This window comes from Pseudomonas sp. GW822-FHT07A10 (assembly GCF_058798795.1).
In genome coordinates this window covers 52,000-67,418 of record NZ_JBXAKV010000015.1, presented here as the reverse complement: position 1 = coordinate 67,418, position 15,419 = coordinate 52,000, and the positions used below count along the sequence as shown (strand labels likewise).

General features: G+C 59.1%; 17 protein-coding genes. 9 read left to right on the top strand and 8 right to left on the bottom strand.

All coding sequences use genetic code 11. The annotated features are described in order from the left end of the window. Positions 1-135 precede the first annotated feature (135 nt). The 6 genes from AC1RL4_RS22840 to AC1RL4_RS22815 form a co-directional block, all read right to left on the bottom strand. Positions 136-1,503, bottom strand: a complete 1,368-nt coding sequence (locus AC1RL4_RS22840) for a DUF1329 domain-containing protein (RefSeq protein WP_018927165.1) — start codon at positions 1,501-1,503, stop codon at positions 136-138. A 23-nt stretch (positions 1,504-1,526) separates the two neighbouring features. Further along, positions 1,527-3,320, bottom strand: a complete 1,794-nt coding sequence (locus tag AC1RL4_RS22835; protein ID WP_028940308.1) for a DUF1302 domain-containing protein — start codon at positions 3,318-3,320, stop codon at positions 1,527-1,529. A 586-nt stretch (positions 3,321-3,906) separates the two neighbouring features. Then, positions 3,907-4,818 carry an SDR family oxidoreductase gene (locus AC1RL4_RS22830; protein ID WP_028940307.1) on the bottom strand — a complete coding sequence of 304 codons (912 nt, stop codon included), beginning with the start codon at positions 4,816-4,818 and terminating at the stop codon, positions 3,907-3,909. A 110-nt stretch (positions 4,819-4,928) separates the two neighbouring features. Next, the gene (locus tag AC1RL4_RS22825) at positions 4,929-5,831 is read right to left on the bottom strand and encodes an alpha/beta fold hydrolase (protein ID WP_230175490.1); all 903 of its coding nucleotides are present in this window, start codon (positions 5,829-5,831) and stop codon (positions 4,929-4,931) included. Further along, entirely contained in the window at positions 5,832-6,614 is a 783-nt protein-coding gene (locus AC1RL4_RS22820) for a class II aldolase/adducin family protein (RefSeq protein ID WP_018927170.1), read from the bottom strand. It abuts the gene before it with no gap. 172 nt (positions 6,615-6,786) lie between these two features. Beyond that, positions 6,787-7,242 (bottom strand): flavodoxin, encoded by a 456-nt coding sequence (locus AC1RL4_RS22815; RefSeq protein ID WP_019581148.1) that lies wholly within the window; start codon positions 7,240-7,242, stop codon positions 6,787-6,789. 103 nt (positions 7,243-7,345) lie between these two features. Here AC1RL4_RS22815 and AC1RL4_RS22810 point away from each other — a divergent pair, with 103 nt between their 5' ends. After that, entirely contained in the window at positions 7,346-7,822 is a 477-nt protein-coding gene (locus tag AC1RL4_RS22810) for a PAS domain-containing protein (RefSeq protein ID WP_096479557.1), read from the top strand. 54 nt (positions 7,823-7,876) lie between these two features. Continuing rightward, a complete protein-coding gene (locus AC1RL4_RS22805) occupies positions 7,877-8,482 on the top strand; it encodes a hypothetical protein (RefSeq protein WP_018927173.1) in 606 nt (201 codons plus the stop codon). 3 nt (positions 8,483-8,485) lie between these two features. On the opposite strand, the gene AC1RL4_RS22800 is transcribed toward AC1RL4_RS22805, so the two are convergent. After that, positions 8,486-9,445 carry a MerR family transcriptional regulator gene (locus AC1RL4_RS22800; RefSeq protein ID WP_028940305.1) on the bottom strand — a complete coding sequence of 320 codons (960 nt, stop codon included), beginning with the start codon at positions 9,443-9,445 and terminating at the stop codon, positions 8,486-8,488. 210 nt (positions 9,446-9,655) lie between these two features. Here AC1RL4_RS22800 and AC1RL4_RS22795 point away from each other — a divergent pair, with 210 nt between their 5' ends. From AC1RL4_RS22795 to AC1RL4_RS22765, 7 genes are all read left to right on the top strand, one after another. Then, a complete protein-coding gene (locus AC1RL4_RS22795) occupies positions 9,656-10,225 on the top strand; it encodes an antibiotic biosynthesis monooxygenase (RefSeq protein ID WP_230175491.1) in 570 nt (189 codons plus the stop codon). A gap of 72 nt (positions 10,226-10,297) precedes the next feature. Beyond that, the gene (gene folM / locus AC1RL4_RS22790; protein WP_230175492.1) at positions 10,298-11,008 is read left to right on the top strand and encodes a dihydromonapterin reductase; all 711 of its coding nucleotides are present in this window, start codon (positions 10,298-10,300) and stop codon (positions 11,006-11,008) included. A gap of 23 nt (positions 11,009-11,031) precedes the next feature. Beyond that, positions 11,032-11,607, top strand: coding sequence for a GTP cyclohydrolase I FolE (gene folE / locus AC1RL4_RS22785; RefSeq protein ID WP_019581153.1), 576 nt, complete (start codon positions 11,032-11,034; stop codon positions 11,605-11,607). A 2-nt stretch (positions 11,608-11,609) separates the two neighbouring features. After that, a complete protein-coding gene (gene folX, locus AC1RL4_RS22780) occupies positions 11,610-11,981 on the top strand; it encodes a dihydroneopterin triphosphate 2'-epimerase (RefSeq protein ID WP_007942179.1) in 372 nt (123 codons plus the stop codon). A gap of 68 nt (positions 11,982-12,049) precedes the next feature. Then, the gene (locus tag AC1RL4_RS22775; RefSeq protein ID WP_018927179.1) at positions 12,050-12,346 is read left to right on the top strand and encodes a DUF1244 domain-containing protein; all 297 of its coding nucleotides are present in this window, start codon (positions 12,050-12,052) and stop codon (positions 12,344-12,346) included. Next, complete coding sequence (locus AC1RL4_RS22770; RefSeq protein WP_230175493.1) at positions 12,339-12,677, top strand: HopJ type III effector protein; 339 nt, start codon at positions 12,339-12,341, stop codon at positions 12,675-12,677. Before AC1RL4_RS22775 ends, AC1RL4_RS22770 begins: the two co-directional genes overlap by 8 nt. Positions 12,678-12,848: 171 nt before the next feature. Further along, positions 12,849-14,099: a 2-aminoadipate transaminase gene (locus AC1RL4_RS22765; RefSeq protein WP_230175494.1), complete on the top strand. Its 1,251-nt coding sequence runs from the start codon at positions 12,849-12,851 to the stop codon at positions 14,097-14,099. Positions 14,100-14,158: 59 nt separating this feature from the next. Here the strand turns inward: AC1RL4_RS22765 and trxB are convergent, their stop codons facing one another. Next, positions 14,159-15,121, bottom strand: coding sequence for a thioredoxin-disulfide reductase (trxB, locus tag AC1RL4_RS22760; protein WP_028940302.1), 963 nt, complete (start codon positions 15,119-15,121; stop codon positions 14,159-14,161). Positions 15,122-15,419: the final 298 nt, after the last annotated feature.

The following is a 15,419-nucleotide window of genomic DNA, read 5'->3' as shown; positions in this document are numbered from 1 at the left end:
CGTGCCTTTTTATAATTGTCCGACAACCCTAACCCTCTCCAACCCGCTTGTTGAGAGGTATTCAGCGCGCTGATTGGCGCCCATAAAAAAGGCGACCCACCGGTCGCCTTTTGTGATGCCAATGTATCAAAACCCTTACCGAACGCCCTCGGCGCGCAGAGCCGACGGTGTGTAATCGGCAGCCTTGGCGTCAAAGCCAAATATGAAACTGTGCTTCTCTTCGTTCTTCATTCCCAGGGCAATGTATCGGCCAGCGATGATGTCGTAGAGCGCCTCGAGGGTGTAGGCCGGAGTCTGGTGATCGTAGTAGTACTGGGCGTGACCTTCGGCCACTCGCCACAGTTGGCCGCGACCGTCGTAGTGGTCCACCAGCGCCACTTGCCAGCTGTCTTCGTCGAGGTACATGTGGCGTTTGGCGTAGATGTGCCGCTCACTCGGCTTGACCGTGCCGACCACTTCCCAGACCCGGTGCAACTCGTAGCGGGTCAGGTCCTGGTTGATGTGCCCGGCTTTCACCACGTCATCGTACTTGAGGCTCGGCGAATCTAGTTTGTAGCTGTTGTAGGGAATGTACATTTCCTTTTTGCCGATCAGTTTCCAGTCGTAGCGATCTGGCGCACCGGAGAACATGTCGAAGTTGTCCGAAGTCCGCAGGCCGTCAGCGGCGGTGCCCGGTCCGTCGTAGGCCACTTGCGGTGCACGACGCACACGACGTTGACCGGCGTTGTAGATCCACGCCAGTCGCGGCTCTTTCACCTGATCGAGGGTTTCGTGCACCAGCAATACGTTACCCGCCAGCCGCGCCGGCGCGGTCACCGACTGTTTGAAGAAGGTCAGCACGTTGGCGGCTTTGTCCGGGTCCAGGTCCTTCATCAGTTGCGGTACGGCGATCTCTTCCTCGAAGCGAATCGGCGTGTAGCTGCCGTTGGTCTGCGGGGTCACCTGGGTGATGATCCGTCGCAGATTACCACCGTGGTAACGGGTGATGTGGTTCCACAGCACCTCGACGCCATTCTTCGGAATCGGGAACGCGTAATAGCGATTGCCGGTGAAATTGGCCAGACCGTTACCGTCGTTGATGCTGGTCACGTTCAGCGCGCTGCGCTTGGCCGACTCGTAGATTTCCGGCGGCACGGCCACAGTACGATGGGTTGGGTAGACCGGAATCTTGTAGGTTTCCGGGTAGCGCTTGAACATCGCCACCTGACCGTCCGAAAGCTTGTCCTTGTACTTGTCGACCGTTGCGGCGGTGATGGTGAACAGCGGTTTTTCACTGGCGAACGGGTCAGCCAGGAAGCCTTTGCTGTCGACCGCGCCAGCGTTTTTCGGGATGCCACCGGTCCAGGCCGGGATCGAACCATCGGCGTTGCCGGCCTTCTCGGCGCCCAGCGGCGTGAGGGTGGTGCCGAGCTTATTAGCCTCTTCCGGCGAGACCGCAGCCATCACGTTGGCGGCCAACAGACTCAGTGCCAGGGCGCCGCATTGCAGAATCATCTTGCGCATTAACATCATCCTTCTCAGCCAGATCAGAAGTTCACGCCGAAGCTCAGCGCCAGGAAGTCGCGGTCGGTCAGGGTGTTGTAATTCCCGCCGAAAAAGTCGGTGTAACTCAAGCTTGCGGTATAGGTGTTGCGGTAGTCGGCATCGACACCGACGCTGACCGCTTTGGCGCCTTCGTTGAACAGCCCGTTGGGGCCGTAGCCGGCGACGTCATGGGACCAGGACAGGTTGGGTTTGAGGTTGATCCCGCCAATCACGTTGGCGTAATCGAGGATCGCCCGGGCGCGATAGCCCCAGGAGGTCGCGGTGACGAAGCCGTCGGTATCGCCACCGAAACCGTACTGGCCGTAGACCGAATCACGGCCGTAACGCAGCTTGCTTCGCGGCTCCAGACCACCGACATGGACCATCGCCGCCTCACCGACCAGGGTCAGCCGTTGGGCGCCCAGCACTTGATCGAAGAAGTGCGTCAGGGTGCTTTGCACCTGGGTCACTTCCTTGCGGCGGTAACCGGTATTGTCGGCGCCAGGCCGGGTCGCAACAGGCGATGCCGCGCCGCCGGCGATCGGGTTGAGCAACGCCAGGGTCAGGTCGTTGGTGTTGACCTGCACCGGAGCGTTAGGCCGGTAGCTGATTTCGCCGGTCCAGGCAGTGCCGGTGGGCAACGTGGTGGAGAAACTCGCACCGTACAGGCGAATGTCCTCCGGGTATTCGAGGTAGTACTGGCCGCGCCCGAGCATCACGCTTTGCGCCAGGCCCGAACCGCTGCCCGGGGCCAGACGGTTGGCAGTGCTGACCATGCCCGGCAGGCTGGCCAATGTGGACAGCCCGGCGGTGGTGGTGCCGACGGTCGGTGTGCGACTGTGGTAGTTCATGAAGTAGAGGCCATATTCGGTGTCGTCACCGAGCCAGCGCAAAGCCGCGCCCCACTGCCCCGAATCCCGTGCATCGCGGTCACCACCACGGGGCACGATCACGCCCTCACGGGTGACCTGGATAGGTTGGCCAAAGGCTGCCGCCAGCGGTGCCAGCGGAGCAATCGCCGGGCTGCCGACGGTGTAGTTATTGTTGCAACCGTCCGCCACCACGTCGTTACCGAAGAAGGTGCCACAGTTGTCGAGAACCGTCTGATCCCACTCCAGTTGGTAGAAACCTTCCACCGTGAGTTGATCGGTCAAGCCCTGGGAAGCGAACAGCATGTTGACCGGAATCAGGCCTTCCTTGATCTCCGCGCCGGGACGCCGGAACGCCGAAACGTCGACCGGGTTGATGCTGTTGATCGAGTTGCCGATGAAAGTGCTTTCACCCCAGCTGACCACCTGTTTACCGGCACGCACGGTGCCCGGCAGATCGGCGATGGAATAGTTGTGATAGACGAAGGCATCGAGAATCTGCGCGCCCGAAGACTTGGCGCCTTCCTTGCGACCGCTGTCGCTGATCTGCTTGAACTCGCGGTCTTCGTCTTTGAGCTCGAAGTCGTACCAGTACTTGCCACGGACGAACACGCCCGTGTCGCCGTACTTCAACTCGAGGTCGTGGATGCCCTTGAAGATCTTGGAGAAGGTTTCGCCTTTCTTGAAGTTCAGGCGTCCGTCATCACCGGTCGAGGATTGGCCGGTCCCGCCATTGACGGTACCCACCAGCGACTTGTCGGCATCGCGCATGCCCCAGCTCGCGCCGACGGACAACGAGGAATCGAACTGCCCCTCGATTTCGCCGATGTTGAATGAAACAGCCTGCGCCTGGGCACAGCAGCCCAAGGCCACCGCAGCGGCCAGCGCTTGCGGCTTGAAGATGGCGCGCATTGTTGTTTTTGTCATGCGTCTTCCCCGGTGAGTGACAGAAGACCCCACCCTACTGCCGCTCGCCGGGAGCGATAAGCGCACCAAGGAGGTATTCGCGATGTACCTCCAAAGGATGAAGGCCCGCATGAGGCGGGGTTTTGCGCGGGGTATGGATGGGCTGGATGGAGGGTTATCAGTGAAGTGCATGGGACATGATTGAAGTTGGATGTGTAACAGCTGGCGCAGCTAACGGCAGCTGTTACAAAAGGTCAGCCGAAGACTGTTGCCAAGACTGTAACAGTGCATGTCTGAAATCGCTATTTTTCCTTTGCGATCAATACCTTATTCTTGCCTGGCTTTCACGGAAACGGCCCGAAAGCACAAAGCAATGGGGATGATAGCCCCCCCATTGGCGACAGAATCCAGATGATTTGAAGCGTATTTTTCGACTCATCGCCCTGTGTTCACTGACGTTGATTTGTAGCTCCTGGATCCACGTCTTACTTTGGCCGCTGCGTTTGCAGCGGCCTTTTTTATGGGCGAAAGGTTTTCAGGCAGGGATGTAGTCGGGAGGAGATGACGGGGCTCAGGCAAGCCCCGCCAGATGTCGCGCAAATCAGCGTCAGAGGGAATGCTTCTGCAAGTTCTCCATCATTTCCTTCAGCGCCTCAATGTTGTCCTTCGGATGCGCCGCGCCTTCGAAATCGCAGATCTGCTGCCAATGCGCCGCCACATCCTCCGGCGAGAAACCGACCCGCGGATCGAACCCGGCACCCAGGCTGCGCTCCCAGCGCACCTTGCCCATCCAGCCACCACCGACCTCGAACAGACCCGACGTTTCCTGGCAATGCTCGCTGGCCAGGTACACCACCAACGGGCTGACCAGTTCCGGTTTGAGTTGCTCGAATACTTGCGGCGGGATCAGGCCTTCGGTCATGCGGGTGCCACCCGTGGGGGCGATGGCGTTGACCAGGATGTTGTTCTTGCGGCCCTCGATGGCCAGTGTGCGGGTCAGGCCGTATAGGCCGAGCTTGGCCATGCCGTAGTTGGACTGGCCGAAGTTGCCATAGATGCCCGAGGTCGACGCGGTGAAGATCACGCGGCCATAGTTTTGCTCACGCATGTGTGGCCAGGCGGCGCGAGTGACCTTGTAGGCGCCTTCGACGTGAACGCGGTAAACCAGGTCCCAATCGCTGTCGTCCATTTTGTGAAAGGTCTTGTCCCGCAGGATGCCGGCGTTGTTCACCACGACATCGATACGACCGAACGTATCGAGGGCGTGCTGGACTATTTTGTCACCGTCGGTGACGGAGTCATGGTTTGCCTCGGCAATGCCGCCCGCTTCACGAATTTCCGCTACCACCCGATCGGCCGCCGATGCATTGGCGCCTTCACCCTGAGCCGAGCCGCCGAGATCATTGACCAGCACTTTGGCGCCCTGTTTGGCGAACAGCAATGCGTGCGCTCGCCCCAAGCCGCCGCCCGCACCGGTGACAATCACGACTTTATCTTCGAAGCGCACAGACTCATTCATGGGGAACTCCAGCAGGCCAGGGGACAATGGGAGCGAGTGTCAGGCACGGGGCTGCCGGTCACAATGAACACGGGGGCGGCTGAATGGTGCGCGATAAGGCAGCGGGATAGTCAGGAACACGCCAACTTGAGCGGCGGTGAAATCAACTGATCGCGAAATTCCAGATAGTGCTTGAGCACCTGTGCCGGCGCTTCGATCTGTGGGTAATGGCCGATCTCGGACAGCAGGACAGTGTCCGGGGCGGGAATCAGTTGCCGATAGCGCGCCACCATGTGCGCACCGGAAACCGGGTCGACCTCACCATCGATAACGCGCAGCGGCACCTCGCCACGCTGCATGGCGCTGACCCAACGCTCACGCTGGACCCGCCGCTGCGGGATATAACCGATCAATTTATGCATGATCCGCTGCCCGTGATTGCTATCGACCAGGCTCCAGAAATCATCCAGCTCACTTTCGGTGGGGCGGGTCTGCGGACCGAAAATCTGCTTGAAATTCTTCACCAGAGCGTCACGGGTAAAAGCTAGCCCGATCATCCAGCCCAAGGGGCTTAGCAGGAGTTTTTGCATTAACACCGGGCGATGGGTTTCGGGAAACAACCCGCCATTGAGGAACACGCAACTGGCGATATGAGCGTGTGCTTCGTAATGCCGGGCCAAGAGTTCCTGGGCCACGCTGTCGCCATAATCGTGTGCCAACACGTGAACGGGTTGCTCGACGTTCAAGTGCGCCAATAACGCTTGTTGCAGATCGGCCTGCTCCAGCAGGCTGTAGTTGTGGTTCACCGGTTTGGCCGAATCGCCGAAGCCAAGCATGTCGCAGGCAATCACCCGATAGCGCTGCGCCAGCGGCTGCCACAGGTAATGCCAGTCCCAACTGGCGGTCGGGAAACCATGGATCAACAACAGCGGTTCGCCCTGCCCCGCTGCCCAATAGCGGATGGTCTGACCGCGGAAGACGAACGTCTGGCCGCGTTTACGCCAGACACACAGAGGAATTTCGGCGAGTGCCATTTAGAGTTTATAACCCGGGTCTTGTTTATCGAGTTTGCGCAGCAGCGCCGGCCAGGCCAGCGCGCCACCCATCCCTTGAGCACTTTTGGTGACGCCGGCGATCATCGCCTTAGCGCCCGCCAGAATCTGCGGTTCGATGGCGATCAGCTCCGCGCCACCGTTCTGCGCCAGCACCTGAATCTCGCAGGCGCGCTGAAAGGTAAACATCATCAGGAACGTGTCGGCGATGGTGCCGCCACAGGTCAGCAGACCGTGGTTGTGCAGCATCAGAAAATTGTTTTCACCCAGGTCGGCTTGCAGCCGCGCCTTCTCTTCATGGTTCAGTGCCACGCCTTCATAGGCGTGATAAGCCAGGCTGGACAGGACGAACAATGACTGCTGACTGATCGGCAAAATGCCCTGTTTCTGCGCCGATACCGCCACGCCCGCCGCCGTGTGGGTATGCAGTACACACACGACGTCATGCCGGACTTCATGCACCGCGCTGTGGATGGTGTAACCCGCCGGGTTGATCTCGTAGGGGCTGTCCATCAATTTGTTGCCGGCCTGATCGACCTTGACCAGGCTCGACGCGGTGATTTCATGGAACATCATCCCGAACGGGTTGATCAGGAAGTCTTCAGTGCCTGGCACCTTGGCTGAAATGTGCGTGAAGATCAGATCGTCCCAGCCGTGGAGGGCGACCAGGCGATAACAGGCCGCCAGGTCAACGCGGGTCTGCCATTCGGCGGCACTGACTTTATCCTGGAGACTGTGTGGCGACTGGATGGGGGTTACGCTCACGGCAAGGATCTCTTTTTATTGTTCTGGGTTCTTAATGTTCACTGACGTTACAGCAGTCTAGTCAGCCCCCGGAGATCGGCTAGTTGCATTGGCAGCCAGCTTGGTGGCCGAGCGAGTCAGTGCGTGGGGGAGCCTGGATCCATGTCAGAACACTGCCGCCAATAAAAGCCGGTCAGCCCCGCAGAGCGCTGACCAGATCCGCCAGCCAAGGCTCGGCGTCGGTTTCCGGCGTTACGGTTTCACTGGCGTCCAGACGCAACATCGGCAGCACTTCACGCACGCCCAGTTCGCCGAACAATTCACGCATTTGCTCACCGCCACCGCAGAACGTATCGCCGTAACTCGAGTCGCCCAACCCGATAACGGCACCCGGCAAGCCACGCCAGGCGGCGGGCAGTTGATCGCGAATCGTCGAATACAACGGTTGCAGGTTGTCCGGCAACTCACCCATGCCGGTGGTCGAAGTCACCGCCAGAAATGCTTCCGGGCCAAAGGCCTGGACATCGGCAAGTGTCGCGCGCGGGTTGTGCCAGGTTTCAAAACCGGCGGCGTTCAATAGACTTGCGGCGTGGCGGGCGACTTCTTCAGCCGTGCCGTACACCGAGCCGGAAAGGATGGCGACTTTCATCAATCTGATCCTGAAGCTGAGTAAAAGGCCAAGATATTAACAGCACAGCCCTCATTGATCTTTTAGAATGCAGCGTACCCATCAATACGCAAAGGACTCTGCGATGATCAATGCCTCACTGCTGCAAATGGTGATCGAGGCGTCCAACGACGGCATAGTGATTGCCGAAAAGGAAGGCGAACAGGACAACATCCTGATTTACGTAAACCCGGCGTTCGAACGCCTGACGGGCTATACGAGCGAAGAAATCCTCTATCAGGATTGCCGTTTTTTGCAGGCAGGAGACCGGGATCAGCCCGCCCTCGCATTGATTCGCCAGGCGTTGGGCAATGGCGGTTCCTGCCGGGAAATTCTCAGGAATTACCGCAAGGACGGCACCCCGTTCTGGAACGAACTGTCGCTTTCCACGGTAAAAAACCCGCACGACGGACAAACCTATTTTGTCGGGGTGCAGAAAGACGTCACGGTTCAGGTCAAGGCACAGCAGCGAGTCGCACAGCTGGAAGCGCAATTGGCCGAGGTACAGGCAGAACTTGCTGATCTCAAGTCGACGAACGGATCAAACCAATCTGCGAATTAGTGGTCATTTACTACAATCACCGATGACTTTGTAATTATTTCTTTCGAGCAAATCATGCAGCGCGACGCACTCCTGACCCAGGATGAGCTGGACTTTATCCAGACCATGCAACACAACCCGCAACTCAATGTGCGGGATGCGACGTCGAGTTTGCTGGTCAACGGCGGCTCGCAGATCCGTGATTTGCTCACACGCCTGGCCGCCCATGAGCAAGTCACCATCCAGGCCACTTTCGAAAATCAGCAAATGACCTTCCCGCTGCACCTGGTGGAAGATGAGTTTCACGCAATGCATCTACGCCTCGGTGTCCCCAGCATTTATGAAGACGGGCCAATGATTCGGCCATGGCGCCTGGCGCTCGAAGAGCCAGTGGCGCTGGAAAATGCCAAGGGGCAACCCGGCACGATGTGGGTGCACGAAATATCGTTCAAAGGGGTTTTGCTGGAAGTTCGCAACAAGACCAAGGCGCCAAAGCACTTCGCGCTGTGGTTCAGCCCGTCAGGCTATGAACGGATTGCGTTGCGCGGCACCCTGGAGCGTGAGACCGAGCAAGGTTTCTACGCCTACGAGTTGAGCCAGAGTGACAAGGACGAAACCGAGCGTCTGCGTCAGTACATCCTTCAGCAACATCGCCTGACCCATCCTGCTTTGCATATTTGAATCTCAGGTATCCAGGTTTCCCGCCAGGAACTGTTTCAGACGCTGGCGCATCACCCCCCCCTCGTTTCCAAGGCAACCGACCGACGACCCGGCCAGACTCTCTTGCGCCAGGTCGGACGCATCCCCGGCCAGAAACAGCTGACATTCCAGCCCCATGGCCAGACGGTTCAAACGTCGAGGCAGTTCGGCAGTCGGCGCGTGATTGGAAATCAACACCAGCGCCCTGGGCTTGATCTTCTCACAGACCAGGATCAACTCGTCGAAGGGCTGCCCGATCGCCAACAACTGAATAGCCGAATCGATGCTGCTCAGATAGAGCGCCGTGACCAACACTTCGAGTTCACGACAGTGGTCGGCCAAGGCGCAGACAATCACTCGTCGCGGCTGCATGACACGCACCAGCAGCAAGCGTTGCAATACTCGAGAACGCAGAAAGCCATCCAGAAAAAGCCACTCGCTGGTCTGACCGAACGCATCATGGCGCTGCAGCAATTGCTTCCAGATCGGAATCAGGATGTCCTGGAACACAACCGTCAGCGGATAACTGGAAAAAATCTGACCGTAGATGTGTTCCAGCTGAACTTCGTCAAAAACACTCACCGCCGCCTTGACCTGCTGCTGCCATTGGCCGTAGTCGGCTTGAACGAGCTCGTCGGGAATGATCCGCTCCAGCACCTGGAGCGGTTCGGTCTTGGCCAGTATCTTGCCAACCTTGCTGACCGCGACACCACGCTCGATCCAGCCAAGGATGCTGCGAACGCGCTCGATATCGATCATTGAATACAAACGGTGCCCGCTTTCGGTGCGGGTGGGCTGTATCAGCCCGTAGCGTCGCTCCCAGGCTCGAAGCGTAACCGGGTTGACCCCTGTCATGCGCGCGACCTCACGAATCGGGAACAGCTCTTCTCGAATCAGGGAGATACCAGAGGACAAGCCAGGCGTAACGTCGGTCAGCACAGGCATCTTTGGATTTACGTCCATGCAAAATATTGGATCCCATTCTAACTCTCCTGCCCCGGCAGTATTCAACACGCCGTTGATTTAATTAGCACTGACGTCCAAGACACAATCAGGAATAATCCTTGCTTGTCCCAAGACGCAGCCCACTACCCCGGCGCTGTGTCTGGCGAAGCTCTTATCCGGAGCGACGCGTTTGCCCTACGGAGATACACAATGTCTACTTCCCCCGTCACGCTGATGGTTGCGCGTCGCGTCGCCGATGGGCGTTATCAGGATCTGATGGCCTGGTTGCGCGAAGGCGAACAACTGGCCACCGACTTCCCCGGCTATCTCGGTTCTGGCGTGCTCGCCCCGCCGCCCGAGGATGACGAATTCCAGATTATTTTCCGCTTCGCCGACGAGCAGACCCTGCATGCCTGGGAGCATTCCGCCTCGCGTACTGCCTGGCTGGGACGCGGCAGCAATCTGTTTGCCCATCCTTCGGAACATCGGGTCAGTGGCATCGATGGCTGGTTCGGTGCGGTAGGGCAACGCCCGCCACGTTGGAAGCAGGCCGTGGCGATCTGGCTGGCGTTCTTTCCGGTGTCCCTGCTGTTCAACTTTGTGCTGGGACCGTTATTGGCCGAAACAGGATTACTGGCCCGGGTGTTCGTCAGCACCTTGAGCCTGACGCCGCTGATGGTCTATTTCTTCATTCCATTGTCGACCCATCTGTTGGCCGGCTGGCTGAACACCGCACCGCAACAACCGTTGCCCGCAACGCCTACTACCCAAAATCAGTAACGCTTGCAGGAGCGTAGGTGCACGACTCCCGTCGCTGGTATAGTTTTGCTCTAACCGCGACGCGAGCCGTTCATGACCTCTTCCGCAGCCCCCATCCTCATCACCGGTGCCGGCCAGCGTGTCGGTCTGCACTGCGCGCAGCGTTTGCTCGAAGACGGCCATCCGGTCATTTTCAGTTACCGCAGCGAACGCCCCGGCGTAAAGACCCTGCGCGACCTGGGAGCGACCGCGGTGTTCGCGGATTTTTCCAACGAGGCCGGAATTCTCGCGTTCATCGGCGAACTGAAAAACCACACCGACAGCCTGCGGGCGATAGTCCACAACGCCTCCGAATGGCTGGCCGAAACCCCGGGCGCCGAAGTCCAAGCCTTCACCCGCATGTTCAGCGTGCACATGCTGGCGCCCTACCTGATCAACCTGCACTGTGCCGATTTACTCAGACGCTCAAGCCCCGCCGACATCGTGCACATCAGCGATGACGTGACCCGCAAGGGCAGCAGCAAACACATCGGCTACTGCGCCAGTAAAGCCGGGCTCGACAGCCTGACCCTGTCCTTTGCCGCCAAGTACGCGCCAGACATCAAGGTCAACGGTATCGCGCCAGCCCTGCTACTGTTCAATCCCGACGACGACGCGGCGTACCGCGCCAGGGTCCTGGCCAAATCCGCACTGGGCATCGAGCCCGGCAGCGAAGTGATCTACCAGAGCCTGCGCTATTTGCTCGACAACCCTTATGTCACCGGCACGACCCTGACCGTCAATGGCGGACGGCACGTCAAATAAGCCGCCCCCGCGAGGATGTCCCCATGACGTTATCCCTGCCCCACAACACCCTGTCCCAGAGCTATCGCGAGATCCTCATCGGCCTCGGTGAAAACCCCGACCGCGAAGGGCTGCAAGACACCCCGTTGCGCGCCGCCAAGGCGATGCAATACCTGTGTCATGGTTACGAACAGAGTGTCGAAGAGATCGTCAACGGCGCACTGTTCGCCTCCGACAACGATGAAATGATCATTGTCGACAACATCGAGTTGTACTCGCTGTGTGAACATCACATGTTGCCCTTCATCGGCAAGGCGCATGTGGCTTATATTCCAACGGGCAAGGTGCTCGGCCTGTCGAAGATTGCACGGCTTGTGGATATGTTCGCCCGCCGCCTGCAAATCCAGGAGAACCTCACCCGGCAAATCGCCGAGGCCGTGCAGCAAGTGACCGATGCCGCCGGTGTCGCGGTGGTCATCGAAGCCCAGCACATGTGCATGATGATGCGCGGCGTCGAGAAACAGAATTCGACCATGAACACCTCGGTGATGCTCGGCGCCTTCCGCGAGTCGAGCAACACCCGCCAGGAGTTCCTGCAATTGATTGGACGGAGCAAGTAGCAATGCCACAACTTCAACCAGGAATGGCACGCATCCGGGTCAAGGACCTGTGTTTGCGAACTTTCATCGGGATCAACGAGGACGAGATCCTCAACAAGCAGGATGTGCTGATCAACCTGACCATCCTGTATGCCGCCCAGGACGCCGTGCGTGACAACGACATCGATCACGCGCTGAACTACCGCACCATCACCAAGGCGATCATTGCCCACGTGGAAGGCAATCGCTTTGCCCTGCTCGAGCGCCTGACCCAGGAGCTGCTGGACCTGATCATGGCCAACGAGTCGGTGCTGTATGCCGAAGTCGAAGTCGACAAGCCCCACGCCTTGCGCTTCGCCGAGTCGGTGTCGATTACCCTGGCCGCAAGCCGCTGACCGCGCCTGGCGCATTGCTCGCCAGGCTTTTATCATCCGCGCCACGAATTGATTGCACAGAGCCCATCATGAACGATCAACAACGCCTGGAACTTGAAGCCGCCGCCTTTCGCCGGCTGGTTGCCCACCTGGACAGCCGCAAGGACGTGCAGAACATCGACCTGATGAACCTCTCGGGTTTCTGCCGCAACTGCCTGTCCAAGTGGTACAAGGCCGCCGCCGACGAACGCCAGATCGACGTCAGCCTCGATGAAGCCCGCGAAGTGGTTTACGGCATGCCGTACGCCGAGTGGAAAGCCCAATACCAGAAAGAAGCCAGCGCCGACCAACAAGCGGCGTTCGCCAAAGGAAAACCCAATGAGTGATTTGAACACCCTGCGCGCCAGCCTCAAGAGTGGCGAACACGTTTTCGCCGATACCCTGGCGTTCATTGCCGCCGGTTATGACTACCAGCCCCAGGCTTTCAACAACGGTGGCGTGGAAAACGCAGCCGGGCAGAACGAAGGCTCGTGCAAGACCCTAGGCCTGGCGCTGCTGGAAGGTCTGAGCGATGAAGAAGCGCTGTTGGCGTTTGGCGAGCATTATCGTTCGGTGGTGGCCACGCCCGAAGGCAGCGACCACGGCAATATCCGGGCGTTGATTGCCCATGGCTTGCCGGGTGTGAAGTTCGCTCAGCAGCCACTGACTCGTCGCTAAACCTGTGGCGAGGGAGCTTGCTCCCTCGCCACGGATTATGCGTCGCCATCGATCGGCATCAGGGCACATCCCGACTTTTAAGATTGACCCGGCAACTTTATTTCGTTTGCCGGGCACCTCTGCTCGCGGCTTAGATAAAAAGAAGTATCCCTTCTTCAGAGTCAGCCATCCATGCGCAGCGAAACCATCAGTCAGTCGATTTCCATTGTTCACCCCATCAGTCTCAGCCACGGCAAAAATGCCGAAGTCTGGGGCACCGATGGCAAGCGCTACATCGACTTTGTCGGGGGAATCGGCGTACTGAACCTCGGCCATTGCCATCCGCGCATCGTCGAGGCTATTCGTGAACAAGCCACCCGCCTGACTCACTACGCGTTCAATGCGGCTCCCCATGTGCCTTACATCGAACTGATGGATCGCCTGGCTGCGTTTATTCCGGTGGATTACCCGGTCAGTGGCATGCTTACCAACAGCGGCGCGGAAGCGGCGGAAAACGCCCTGAAGATCGTCCGTGGCGCCACCGGCCGCACCGCGATCATTGCCTTTGACGGCGCCTTCCACGGCCGCACGCTGGCCACCCTCAACCTCAACGGCAAGGTCGCGCCTTACAAGCAGAAAGTCGGCGTGCTGCCGGGTCCGGTGTACCACCTGCCCTTCCCTAGCAAAGACAATGACGTGACCTGCGCCGAGGCACTGAAGGCGATGGATCGGCTGTTCAGCGTCGAGATCGACGTGAATGACGTGGCCTGTTTTATCGTCGAACCGGTGCAAGGCGAAGGCGGGTTTCTGGCGATGGATGTGGAATTCGCCCAGGCACTGCGGCGTTTCTGTGATGACAAAGGCATTTTGCTGATCGCCGATGAAATCCAGTCCGGCTTCGGCCGCACCGGCCAGCGGTTTGCGTTCTCGCGACTGGGCATTGAGCCGGACCTGATCCTGCTGGGCAAAAGCATTGCCGGCGGCGTGCCGCTGGGTGCGGTTGTCGGGCGCAAATCGCTAGTCGACAACTTGCCCAAGGGCGGATTGGGCGGCACCTACTCAGGCAATCCCATCGCCTGCGCCGCCGCGTTGGCGACCCTGGACGAAATGAGTGATGCACATCTGCACGCTTGGGGCTCGCAGCAGGAAGAAGCGATTGTCAGCCGCTACGAAGCCTGGCGGGCACGCGGACTGTCACCGTATCTAGGCCGTTTGACCGGCGTGGGTGCGATGCGCGGCATTGAGTTGATCAATGCCGACGGCACACCGGCTTCGGCGCAACTGACACAGTTGCTGGCCCTGGCGCGAGAGTCGGGCTTGCTGCTGATGCCCAGCGGCAAGTCGCGCCACATCATTCGGCTGCTCGCGCCATTGACCACTGAGGCCGCCGTGCTGGAGGAAGGGCTGGATATTCTTGAGGCGTGCCTTGCGAAATTGTCCTGAGGCAGAATCGTCTGCCCACAAAAAAACCGGCCAAGGCCGGTTTTTTGTTTACTACGGAATCAGAACGAAACGTTCTGCAGGCCGTCGAGGTAACGCTCAGTGTCCAGTGCCGCCATGCAGCCGGCGCCGGCCGAGGTGATGGCTTGACGATAAACGTGGTCGGCCACGTCACCGGCAGCAAAGATACCTTCGACGCTGGTGGCAGTGGCGTTGCCGTCACGGCCGCCCTGTACAACCAGGTAGCCGTCTTTCAACGTCAGCTGACCTTCGAACAACGACGTGTTCGGGGTGTGGCCGATGGCGATGAACACGCCGTCGACTTTGATTTCGTCGAAGCTGCCATCGTTGTTCTTCAGGCGAGCACCGGTCACGCCCATGTTGTCGCCCAACACTTCGTCCAGGGTCGCGTTCAGCTTCAGGATGATCTTGCCTTCGGCAACCCGGGCATTGAGCTTGTCGATCAGGATTTTCTCGGCGCGGAACGTTTCGCGACGGTGAATCAGGGTCACGGTGCTGGCGATGTTGGCCAGATACAGTGCTTCTTCGACAGCGGTATTACCGCCACCGACCACAGCCACTGGCTTGTTGCGATAGAAGAAACCGTCACAGGTCGCGCAGGCCGAAACGCCTTTGCCCATGAACGCTTCTTCCGACGGCAGGCCCAGGTAACGAGCGCTGGCACCGGTAGCGATGATCAGGGCGTCGCAGGTGTAAGTCGCGCTGTCGCCAATCAGGGTGTACGGCTTGGCAGCGAAGTCCACGGCATTGATGTGATCAAACACGATCTCGGTTTCAAAGCGCTCTGCGTGCTCTTTCATCCGTTCCATCAGCGCCGGGCCGGTCAGGCCGTGGACGTCGCCCGGCCAGTTGTCGACTTCGGTGGTGGTGGTCAGTTGACCGCCGGCTTGCATGCCGGTGATCAGCAGTGGCTTGAGGTTGGCACGGGCCGCATAGACAGCGGCGCTGTAACCGGCAGGGCCGGAACCGAGAATAATCACTCGCGAATGACGAACTTCAGACATGACCTGCTCCTGTTGACCGGCCCGAAACACTGGGCGCGGAACGCCGGATTGCCGGCGGGAATAAAAAAGGACCGTTGAAAGCACTTGGGGAAGGCTTGGGCTCGACAGTCCTGTAAAAGAATGGGTGCAGCGTATCGAGGGGGCGAAGATTAAGGAAATACGGTTTAACAATCCAGCTCATAGGCGGTCTCTATTCCGTTGCAGTGAATGTATAGACGCCTTTGTTACAGTTAATGTCGATGCCGCTACCGCGCTTTCGCACCTCAGGCAAAGCCGGTAAGGTCGGCGCGTTTCCCTC